The sequence below is a fragment of the Alteromonas sp. genome (assembly GCF_984505615.1).
Map to the genome: position 1 here is coordinate 1 of NZ_CFHOXV010000068.1, position 11,391 is coordinate 11,391.

At 47.6% G+C, this 11,391-nt stretch carries 8 protein-coding genes; 2 read left to right on the forward strand and 6 right to left on the reverse strand.

The features are described 5' to 3' along the window. Window positions 1-95: 95 nt before the first annotated feature. From sthA to AC4PME_RS20015, 4 genes are all read right to left on the reverse strand, one after another. Window positions 96-1,520, reverse strand: a complete 1,425-nt coding sequence (gene sthA / locus AC4PME_RS20000; RefSeq protein ID WP_303574822.1) for a Si-specific NAD(P)(+) transhydrogenase — start codon at window positions 1,518-1,520, stop codon at window positions 96-98. Between the two features lie 133 nt (window positions 1,521-1,653). After that, a complete protein-coding gene (locus tag AC4PME_RS20005) occupies window positions 1,654-3,501 on the reverse strand; it encodes a sensor histidine kinase (RefSeq protein WP_491046839.1) in 1,848 nt (615 codons plus the stop codon). Then, window positions 3,498-5,747, reverse strand: coding sequence for an EAL domain-containing protein (locus AC4PME_RS20010; protein ID WP_491046838.1), 2,250 nt, complete (start codon window positions 5,745-5,747; stop codon window positions 3,498-3,500). The genes AC4PME_RS20005 and AC4PME_RS20010 overlap by 4 nt, the downstream gene beginning before the upstream one ends. Before the next feature lie 159 nt (window positions 5,748-5,906). Beyond that, window positions 5,907-7,034 carry an acyl-CoA desaturase gene (locus tag AC4PME_RS20015; protein ID WP_491046837.1) on the reverse strand — a complete coding sequence of 376 codons (1,128 nt, stop codon included), beginning with the start codon at window positions 7,032-7,034 and terminating at the stop codon, window positions 5,907-5,909. 185 nt (window positions 7,035-7,219) lie between these two features. On the opposite strand from AC4PME_RS20015, the gene fabR reads away from it, so the two are divergent. Beyond that, complete coding sequence (gene fabR / locus AC4PME_RS20020) at window positions 7,220-7,834, forward strand: HTH-type transcriptional repressor FabR (RefSeq protein WP_119502500.1); 615 nt, start codon at window positions 7,220-7,222, stop codon at window positions 7,832-7,834. Here fabR and trmA read toward each other — a convergent pair whose 3' ends face one another. Continuing rightward, complete coding sequence (trmA, locus tag AC4PME_RS20025; protein ID WP_490710153.1) at window positions 7,835-8,938, reverse strand: tRNA (uridine(54)-C5)-methyltransferase TrmA; 1,104 nt, start codon at window positions 8,936-8,938, stop codon at window positions 7,835-7,837. 142 nt (window positions 8,939-9,080) lie between these two features. Between trmA and AC4PME_RS20030 the strand changes: the two genes are divergently transcribed. Continuing rightward, window positions 9,081-10,409 carry a DUF5610 domain-containing protein gene (locus AC4PME_RS20030; RefSeq protein WP_491046836.1) on the forward strand — a complete coding sequence of 443 codons (1,329 nt, stop codon included), beginning with the start codon at window positions 9,081-9,083 and terminating at the stop codon, window positions 10,407-10,409. A gap of 99 nt (window positions 10,410-10,508) precedes the next feature. Here AC4PME_RS20030 and AC4PME_RS20035 read toward each other — a convergent pair whose 3' ends face one another. Beyond that, on the reverse strand, window positions 10,509-10,985 hold the full coding sequence (locus AC4PME_RS20035; protein WP_491046840.1) for an RNA recognition motif domain-containing protein: 477 nt from the start codon (window positions 10,983-10,985) through the stop codon (window positions 10,509-10,511). Between the last annotated feature and the right edge of the window lie 406 nt (window positions 10,986-11,391).

Consider the following 11,391-nt stretch of genomic DNA (forward strand, 5'->3'; position numbering starts at 1 on the left):
CCAACCCCGTTATCGACATTTACTGTTGCAATAACGAGGCGGACCATACATTTTTTGTGCCCGCAAAAGCGGGCAGATGTGTAAAGAAACCGGATTCAGAAGATCCGGTTGAGCCCGTTTAATGCTGCCACCCGGTATGCTTCTGCCATGGTAGGGTAATTGAAGGTGGTATTTACAAAGTAATCAATCGTATTCCCGCCATCTTTTTGCTGCATGATTGCCTGGCCGATGTGCACGATTTCAGAAGCACGCTCTCCGAAGCAGTGAATACCCAATACTTCTTTGGTTTCACGGTGGAAGAGGATTTTAAGGCTGCCCACGGTGGTGGATGCAATTTGCGCGCGGGCAAGGTGCTTAAACTGGGCACGGCCTACTTCATAAGGCACTTTCAAAGCAGTCAGTTCCTGCTCATTTTTACCCACAGAGCTGATTTCAGGAATTGTATAAATACCGGTGGGGATGTCTTCAACCAGGCCAGAGTTTGCTTTACCGGAAATCATGGCTTCTGCGGCAGAGCGGCCCTGATTGTAGGCTGCAGAGGCCAGACTCGGGTAACCAATCACATCACCGACCGCGAAGATATTATCGATTTCGGTACGGTAATTCTCATCTACCCGCAGTTGTCCCCGTGAGTCGGCTTTGAGCCCCACCGCATCGAGATTGAGCATGTCAGTATTACCGGTACGGCCGTTAGCAAACAGCAGACAGTCTGCTTTCATGCGTTTGCCGGACTCCAGTTCCATGATCACACAGTCGTCATGGCCTTGTACGCTCTTATAGGTTTCAGTGTGACGGATAACCACACCGTTGTTCCACAGGTGATAGCTCAGGGCGTCTGAGATTTCTGCATCAAGGAATGACAGCAGACGATCCCGCATATTCACCAGATCCACTTTCACACCCATACCCCGGAAAATACTGGCGTATTCAGAACCGATAACCCCGGCACCGTAAATAATGATGTTCTGCGGCTCATGCTTAAGCGACAAAATGGTGTCTGAGTTATAAATACGGGGGTGATTAAAATCTATATCCTTAGGTGAGTAAGGGCGTGAACCGGTTGCAAGGGCAACCTGACGTGCAGTGATAAGATCCTTAGAGCCATCGGGACGCACAATTTGTATGGTATTTTTATCAACAAAGCTGGCCTCACCGTGGATCAGGCTTACCCGGTTTCTGTCGTAAAATGATGTACGCAAACGGGATTGCTTCTTAATCACGCCGCTTGCATGACTCATGATGTCCTGAAAAGTAACGTGGCGGGCAACCTGATTTTCCGAAAACAGTGAAGTGGTATTGTATTCAATCAAACGGCTGACTGAGTGACGTAGAGCTTTTGACGGAATTGTGCCCCAGTGAGTACAGCCACCGCCGACTGCTTCGTAGCGCTCAATAACGGCGACTTTCTGACCGGCTTTGGCAAGCTGCATGGCCACACCTTCACCACCGGGTCCGGTGCCGATCACAATGGCGTCAAACTGATAAGAAGGTTCTGCGACTTTCGCTGTTTTCTTTGTCATGGTCGAAAATACTCAATGGTTGCTGTACCGGCGGGAACCGGTAGATACGTTGCTGGACTGGAATAGTGTCATGCAAAGTCTAGCAACATTCTGATAAGAAAGACAAAGTTTCCGTTGCCCATTTCCGGTTTCATCATGCTTTTTTAGCGTCGGGCAGCGCCATCGGAAACGTCATGATAAATTCTGTGCCGTTGCCTTCTTTCGACGTAAAAACAATCCTGCCGCCGAGCAAATTAGTAACCCACTGGTGAACGAGGTGCATACCAAGACCGGTATTGCCTTTGTTGCGTGCTGAAGTCACAAAAGGCTCGAATATAGTGTGCTGAATTTCATCCAGAATACCGCAGCCATCGTCTCTGACTCTAACTTCAAAACTGTTCCCCTTCTCACGGGCTGTGATGCATACTTCCCCGTTACGTTTATTCGCAAAGGCATGCTCAAAGGCATTGGTGATAAGGTTCTGTAAAATTTGAGAGTAAAGGCCGGGGAAGCTCACAATTTCCAGCGTTTCCGGTATGTCTACTGTTAGTTTTACCCGTTTGGCGCTGGCCTGAGCTTCCAGCGTGCGGACCAGATCACCCACTACTCTGTGCAGAGAAAACTTCACCGGCGTTTCGCTTCCGCGGTCCACCGCCAGCCGTTTAAAACGCTTGATGAGCTCGGTTACACGTTCAAGGTTATGCTTCGACAGGGCCACACTTTCCCTGGTATATGCCACGTAAGCATCGAGATCTGAGCGGGTCAGTCCGGTACTGATTTTCTTTTCCAGTGCGTCGAGCTGGTTATCAATAGCCGATACGCACATGGTTGTTCCGCCAATGGGGGTGCTCAGTTCATGGGCAACACCGGCTACCAGCATGCCCAGAGACGCCATTTTCTCTGACTCGACCAGTTCGTCACGGAGACGGGTTTGCTTATCCAGAGCGGATTTCAAATCCTGTTTCTCCGTTAACAGCTGATCTGTCAGATGGGTAACATGGGACAGCTGTTTCAGGTCCCGGGTAATCAGTAAGCCGGCAATAAAAAAGCAACAAACGAAGGAGATTAATCCAGGTAACAGCGCGTCTTTTACCAGCAAACCGTGGTACTCGGCGGGTGTGCGGGTGAGAATGAAGTACGGGTCAACCGTGTGCGTATGCTTCATTCTTAACTGCAAGGCTGCACCGCTGAACAACGCATCTTCTTCTCCGGAGACCAGGGAAACAGCTTTGTTGTTTTTTAGTTTCTCGAGAATATCAGGTTGAGCCAGCTTAATGTTCGCAGGCGTGATCCCGCGGCTGGCGGTCCATTCTTTTTTTGCATCAGGGTGCAGCATCCATTGAATAGCACCTTCGGAAATCAAAAGCTGCGTTTGTGTTTCTTCAAAGGTTTTCAGGTGATCGAATAAAGACGTCAGGTCAAAATTAATCACCAGGAAGCCTTCTCCCAAAGGGTGAGAAGGAAACGTATGCAGGATTGCCCGCACGGTCGGCTGAAAGGGCGTGACCAGCACACCATTTTCCATATTCAGATCGATGGAAGAAAGCGTCATGATCCCGGCCGGCTTTTGCTGTGCCTGCTTAAAGTAATATCGGGTGGATTTATCCTGGAGCTGTTCCGGCGGGACAATCTGAACGCCGTCGGCAAGAAAATTGACCCGTACCGTTTCAACCCCTTCGGGGTTCAGCCATCGCATTTGGGATACATTATTAAGCACACGGCCAATGCGCAGAAACAATTGAGCTTCTGTTTCATCCTGTAGCCCGGCAGACATAATGTCTACCAGGTGCTCGTTTGCCAGCCTGGCGACATTGGTAATGTCACCCAGTTCCTGACTGAAAGCGGTGTTGACCGATGATATGACGGACGTATGCTCAACACTCAGTGACTGCATCGACTGGTTATAGAACCATTGATAGACCAGTGAGCCAGTCAGTACAGACAAAATAAAGTTGCACAGATATAACCAGCAGGCCCTTTGCCAGTGTTTTTTCTCACTCATCGCTGCTGTCCGTTAAGCCAGTCGATAAGGTCGGGTAATGCCATGGGACGGGCAAACAGAAAACCTTGTCCGGTTTCATACCCTTTGCTCAACAATGCTTCCCGTTGTCCTTCAGTTTCAATGCCCTCAGCAACAACCTGAAAATGACATTGTTCAGATAGCCTGTGCACCATGTCCAGAATATGATCAGGAGAGTTCGGGGTCGCGGTATTTAATGTATCGACAAAGCTCTTATCCACTTTCAGTGCTGAGGCCGACAATGTACTGAGGTGAGCCAGCGAAGAATAGCCGGTACCAAAGTCATCAATACTGACTTTGATCCCCATTTTCATCAACGTATTGAGTATCGGGTTGATATCCTCATAATCTTCCATGGCCTGAGTTTCAGTGATTTCTATCTCTACCTGCTCCGGCAGCACATTATGGGTAGCCAGTGCGTTTTCCAGTGCAGGAATGAAGTTTGGTGCTATCACATCGGCATGAGTTACATTAAACGCCACAGAGAAGTTATGCCCTGACTCTTTCAGCACTTTTGCAGCGTAGACAGCAAGCTCCATCACCAGGCTGTCCAGACGGGTGATTAACCCGGATGCTTCAGCAAGAGGGATGAACACATTCGGCGGAATTATTTCGTTACTTCCTGTGCGCCAGCGGATAAGCGCTTCCAGTCCGGTTGTCACGCCGGTTTTCAGATCAACTTTTGGCTGGAAAACCAGAAAGAACGGGTGAGAGTCGGCAATAGCATCAGACAAAGATTTCAGCAGCTTGTGGCGGGTGCCCATTTCGTCAAGCAACTGTCGTGTGATGGTCTGTACGGAATGGTCCCGCCGTTTCCGTGAGTTATGCACCAGTTGCGCCGTTTTCAATGACTTACGTAAATCGTCCAGCTCTAAATCTTTCACTGCCAGATGGCTGATACGGTTCGTAACCCGTTGTTCGACGTTATCGACATACACCGACAGTTCGGCTAACTGGCTTAATGATGGTTCCTGAGACACTTTTTCCGTTTTATAAAGCAGCGCAAAAAAGCCATCACCCAGATAACAAATCGTCATCGCTTTCTGACAGCGCTTTTTCATTTCGTTCAGGCAACCGGCAAGCAGGGCATGGCTGAAATCTGTGCCCAGTGTGATTTCACTGGTTGAGAAATCTGTCATATTCACCAGAACGAGCGAGGTTGAATTCAAATCAGACAGTGACATATTGACGATTTCGCGGTGTAGCCAGTTTTTGTTCGGAATTTGCAGAGTTTCGTCAAAATAAGCCAGCATGGACAGTTTATTGAGCAATGCCAGGTTAACGAAACCATTACCGATGTTTTCGCTGTACACCATCAGCAGTGTAATGTGGCTTTGCTCCAGAGGTTTGGGGGACTGGACGATGACCAGATAGTGATTGTTGTCTACATCTGCCGTATTAAAGTAGAGAATTGACCAGGTTTCATAAAACTGATGCTCATGGGTGTGCAGAGCAGTATCGATGGCCTTCAGCAATCCGGAACTCGCGTGAGCCTGATATTCACCTAATAAGTCTGACAGCATAGTGGCATCAGAACGGCTGAAGTCACCACTTGATGCTACCACTTCGCATTGTTCCATAGACGCCATGGTCGGACGGTAGGCGCACACCACACCACCGGTTTCAGGAATGCCAATGACCCGGGATACTTCATTAAGCACGGTGTAGGTAAACTCACCCACATCCTGCTTTGACGTCAGGGCCCTGGAGGCATCCACAATCATTTGCAGTCCGCGTTTGGCCACGTACAATTCATTCAGATTGGACCAGGTTTTAATGTTACTGGAAACAATGCCTCTCAGCTTTTCTTCTGTCAGTTCAACTTTGTTCCAGTACTCATCAATATCGTATTCTTTAAATGTGTCCTGACGGGGAGCCATACCGGGCTGACCGGTGAGCAGGATAATCCGCACACGGGAATTACCTAACACAGTTCTGATGGTGTTTACCAGGAACAAGCCTGCGTTATCCTGCTCCATCACAACATCCAGCAGGATCACCGCAATATCGTCGGTTTCAGCCAGAATGGTGGAGGCCTGAGCCGCAGAGTTAGCGGTCAGAAAATTAAGCGGTTTGCCACGCACTTTAAGGCCGCTTAAGCCCAGTTTAAGGGATTGTTGATAGCCCAAATCGTCTTCAACACTAAGAACTAACCATTCTCCTGACTGAGTATTACTGTCATCCGGTTCAGGTTCCGGGGAAAAGGTAAAAAGCTGTTCATCACTCATGCATCCGTCCGTACTAATAAAGGAAAAGCGAGGACTCTTATTTCAAAAAATGCAGAGAAAACAGCAAGAGCAATCCATCACCTAAGTGTTGCCTATATTATTGATTTTGCAAGAAGGCGATACAGAAACGCCGCTAAATAGCGGCGTTTCGGGCTGAGTTCAGACCAGCTGTGGTGAAAGTGTCTGTAACTGGAGCCACTTTTCTTTCTGAAGGGCGAGTGCGTGTTTGAGTTCCTTGTAATGGAAGTCAATTTCCAGTCGCTCAACCGAGCGCTTCAGGCACCGTTTACGTACATTCATAAGACGTTTTTTGGCGGCATAATAGGCAGACATCTTCTGTACTAACAACTCATACTCAGCCTGCACTTTTTGTAATAACTCATCGGCATCCGGCAGGGCGGCAAGTCTGGCATTGGCTTGCTGAAGTTGCATGGCTGCACGGGCCTTTTCAATCCGTTCTTCCGGTACACGGCGCAGATTTGTAGTCAGTCCCATATAAGACAGGCCACGGATCAGCCACTTGGTCGGATCGAACTGCCACCAGTAAATACCGTTGCGGTAATCATATTCGAAAATATGATGGTAATTGTGATACCCCTCGCCGAAAGTAAAAAATGCCAGGATACCGTTATCACGGGCTGTGTTTTTATCGGTATAAGGCTGACTGCCCCAGAAATGAGCAAGCGAGTTAATAAAGAAAGTGACATGGTGGACCATGAATAAACGGAATACACCGGCAAAAAGAATCATACTCAGTACATCGCCGTTCAACCAGCCCAGCAAACCTGTGAGCCCGAAGTTTGCGACAAGCACGATAGGCAGGTAATACTTGTGTTGCCACATAACCACCGGATCTTTTTGTAAATCCCGGCAGTTGCTGTAATCGTCATAGCGATGAGACTGATATTCTCTCAGCATCCAGCCAATATGGGCGAACCAGAGGCCCTTTTTAGCTGAGTACGGGTCTTTGTCGTTTTGATCAACATGACGGTGATGGATACGGTGATCAGAAGACCAGTGCAGGATACTGTTTTGTAATGCCATTGCACCGCCGATGGCGAGAATGACCCGTACAACAATATTGGCGTCATAGGTTTTATGAGACCACAGACGGTGATAGCCGGCAGTAATAGACATACCGGTGAAATAAAATAATACGACAGCCGTCACCACTTCCGTGGTGTCGAATCCCATGGTGACCGCCCAAAGGGGCACTGCCAGTAACGCAATTGCACCGGTAATAATAAATACCAGAACATTGGTCAGGATAATTGGTGGTTTTTTCATGATAACAACTCGGCTTACAACTGTACGCTAATTTATCGTTTTCACCGGGCGCAGGCAAGGGAAAAGCGACAATTTCAGCTTTAAGTATAGTGCAGATTTTGTGAAACTGATGTGCCGTCATCGCCGGGGTAAGGTACAATCGTTACCGTTTTACAGGTATCCGGAATGAAAAGAAGGAGTTGGCGGTGAGTCGTCAGGAGCAAAAATTAAAAACCCGCCAGAATATTATCAATGCTGCTTTTGGTTTGCTCGATGAGCAGCGCAGCCTGTCTGCTATCAGTTTACGTGAAGTCTCCCGTGCAGCCGGTATTGCGCCGACTTCTTTTTACCGTCACTTCAAAGATATGGACGAACTCGGTCTGACGCTGGTGGACGAGGCGGGTCTTGCACTCCGTCAACTGATGCGTCAGGCAAGACGCCGTATCGCCAGTGGCGGCGGGGTTATCGATACGTCGGTCGATACGTTCATGGAATTTATTACCGCCAATACTAACGTGTTCAGATTACTGCTCCGTGAACACACCGGCACTTCAACTGCGTACCGGATGGCAGTACTGAGGGAAATTCAGCATTTCATTGAAGAACTGGCTGATTATATTGTGGAAAGTCAGGGCGCAGAGCATCAACTGGCAAGTCTTCAGGCAGAAGCCATGGTCCGGCTTGTATTCAGTGCCGGAGCTGAAGCCTTAGAAGTGGATGTGCCGTTGAGGCAGGAAATTGGCCACAGGGTAAAAGCGCAATTGCGTTTTGTACAGTTGGGGGCAAAAGTCTATCGCCCCCGGAAAGTCAAAAGTGAGTAATTAACGGTTTTTCTTCACCAGTTTTACGCCGGCCTCAATGTGGTGCGTAAAAGGGAATTGATCGAACAAGGCTGACGCCACCAGATCGTGGGTTTGCGACAATGTCGCCAGATTCGCTGCCAGCGTGTCGGGGTTACAGGAAATATAAATAATTTCCGGATAGTCCTGAATCATCTTCAGAGATTCTTCATCAAGACCGGCTCTTGGCGGGTCAACCAGCACAGTCGTAAAGTTGTAGCCTGATAAATCAATGCCGTTGAGGCGGGAAAACTGACGTCCTGTTCTTAATGCTTCCGTAAACTCTTCAGCAGACAGACGAACAATCTCCACATTGTCTATGTTGTTCACTTCAATGTTAAATTGCGCAGCGTTAACCGAAGGCTTGGCGATTTCAGTGCCGATGACCTTACGAAACTGGCTGGCCATAGGCAGTGAGAAATTACCGGCTCCGCAGTACATTTCAAGCAGATCGCCGCTTGTGTTTTCACACACAGACAATGCCCATTCGATCATGCGGCAGTTCACTTTTGCATTCGGCTGGGTAAAGCTGTTTTCGATATGCCTGAATTGATAGTGTCGTCCGTTTACCGGCAGCGATTCGATGATAAAGTCATTGCCCAGAATTTTCTTCTGCTTACGTGCACGGCCGATAACATTCACTGTACCGAAGGTGTCAGACAACGTATCTTGCAGCGCCCGCGCAGCCGTTTCCCATTCATCATCCAGCTGACGGTGATACAAAAGGCTTATCACCAGCTCACCTGACAACCCGCTCAGATAATCAATCTGAAATAACTTCTTTCTCAGTACCCGGCTGGGACGAAGTGCTGTCATTAAAGTTTGCATAGCAGCATTTATGGTATCGCTTGCCGGCGGGAAGGTGTCAACGCGATACTTTTCTTTCGTCTCGCTGTTGAACATGATGTGATACAAGTCATCGCCATCATGCCATACCCGAAATTCTGCCCGCATGCGGTAGCCGGTTTCTTCAGAGGCAAACACAGACATCTCAGTTTGACCATATTGATCAAGTAGTTGTGACAGTCGCGAGATCTTCTCGTCTAACTGCGCGGTATATTGCTGACTGTGTGTCTGAGTTGTCATGGTAATAGCTTCATCTTGTTTGCCGGGCTGCGCATTGTAGTGTCTTAAATTATTTGTGCAAACACTGTTCTGAGATTGCATTAAAATTAAACAATTCGTTAAGTCTGCCGATAACTAATGTGAGGTTAGTGAGGACAACATTATGAACGTGGGTGAAATTAAGGCATTTGTTAGTGAGCAGAAGCCGGCTGTTGCAGAACAGAAGGCACCTGAAGACCCTAACAAAGCAATCAAAAAGCAGTTACAGCAGGATGGGCTTCGTCAGGCTGCTGAATTTCAGCAGCGGCAAACCGCAATGGTAAGCGTCAGTAGTTCGCAGACGACCATTGGCCTGAAAGTCTACAGTTCGTCAATGGAGCAACAGGTTACCGTTGACGGACAGCGTGGTAAGTTTGCAAAAGATGATACGTCAGATAAAGAGAAGGAAACCTCTTTATTTGATTTTGAGGAAGTGGCAAAAAACGTTATGCGTTTTGTCGGTGGTGTCATTCAGGGCGCTGCAAGAGGTGGTGCGGATGAAGAGAAACTCGGTAATCTTTTTTCGCAGGCGAGAGAAGGGGTTTCCCGGGGAATTGCCATGGCAGAAAAAGATCTGGGAGGCCTGATGAATGATGATATCTCAACAGGCATCGACAGGAGCCGCAGTCTCATCGAAAACCGCATTAATGCACTGGAGTCTGATCTGCTCGGTATTCAGAATGAAAATCAACTTGCTGCAGGTGGTGTTGCATCAGCTTTGAACGTTAACAGCAGCAACTCAGAATCTGCCAGTCTGACAATTCGTACAAGAGATGGTGATGAAGTGCAGTTGAGCTTTGAGAGTCTGAGGGCTTATCAATATGCCAGCCAGCAAACCGTCGCTTATACGACTGGGCAGGGTGGTGACGGTAATGGCTATCAGAATGTCGTTGCTACAGACAACACCTCTTACTCGTACTTTGATCGTCAGGGGATAAGTTTCTCTCTGAAAGGCGAGTTGGATGAAGGTGAATTAACGGCCATTGCTGATTTAGTGGAATCCGTTAACGATCTGGCTGACACGTTCTTTGGTGGCGATCTGGATAAGGCGTTTGAGAAAGCGCTGGAACTGGGTTTTGATGATCAGGAGCTTACGGGTTACGCATTGCAACTGAACAGAACGCAGCAAACGGAAGTTGTGAAAACTTACGGTGCTATTCAGCATTATCGTGACGGCAGCGAGTCCGGTTCCCACGGCGATGAAGCGAAGCCTGTTGCACAATATCTGAATAAGATGCTTAACGTCTTTGATTCGGCGAGACAACAACTGGCTTCAGGTGAAGACTTCAACACTCTGATAAATGGCCTGATCAACGAAATGAAGGATGTACAGGTACCGGATTTAGTCACAGCTATAAATCGTTTCCATAGTTTCAATCAGCGTTTACTTGACGCTATGCCGGGCGAGCAGCAGAAAACTCAGCCTGTAGAGCCTCCGGCAAGCGAAAGCTGAAAGATACGGGCGGACTATTGAAGTAGTGATGCCCAATTCAATATTCAGATAAAAAAGAACCCCGGCATGCCGGGGTTCTTTAATGTTTGTGTAGTACGACTACTCGGTTTCTCCTTTCTCCCTTGCAGCACGTACTTTCAATGTTCTTTCCAGAAATACTTTATCGTTTAGTTCCGTAATAGCTGAATCTACGTCGCGGGTAATGACTTCGATAAATCCATACCCTTTACGTTTTCCAGTACGACGGTCCTTCATAAGACGAACACTCTGAACTTCGATGTAATCCTTGAAATATTCTTTCACTGCATCTTCGTTCGCTTTATATGGAAGATTACCTACATATAAAGTGGCTGTTTCTCCGGAAGTCTCAGAAGTCACATCAGCATTCACTGAAGAAGACGTTGAAGACGAACTCAGCAGAGATGCAAGCCAGGGTGTAACGATACCGCTAATAAGCAAAGACACTGCAACGGTGACAGGAAGACTCGCTTCCAGACTAGCGGAAGAAACGATGAGATAACCTGCGATTGCGAATACCGCGCTAATTACTGCGCATTGAATAAAGCCTACTTTCATAAACCTACCTTTAATTATTTTAGTGAAACGTTGGAGGCTGTTCATAGTTTACTCATTTGTAACAAATTGAACAATGGTCTGATGAAATAGTATACGAAAGACCAATAAAAAGCAGACTTTTGTTGGAAAACCAGGCGTTTGAGTTCGAATTCGAAGAAAAAGGTCAAAAAGGATAAAAAAGGGGTTGACGAAAAATCTCTGATGCGTAGAATGCGCACCACTTCGACGGGGAACGTCAGACGGTCCACGAAGAAGTCGTTATAAGAACTTAATAATGGTTATTTATGACGGTTTTCACTGAAAGCACTTGAGAAATTAAATTTCAAAAAGATGTTGACACTGAAAACGAAGCGCGTAGAATGCGCGTCCCGCTTCAGGGAGAAACGCTGAAGCAGCTAGCCGAGGT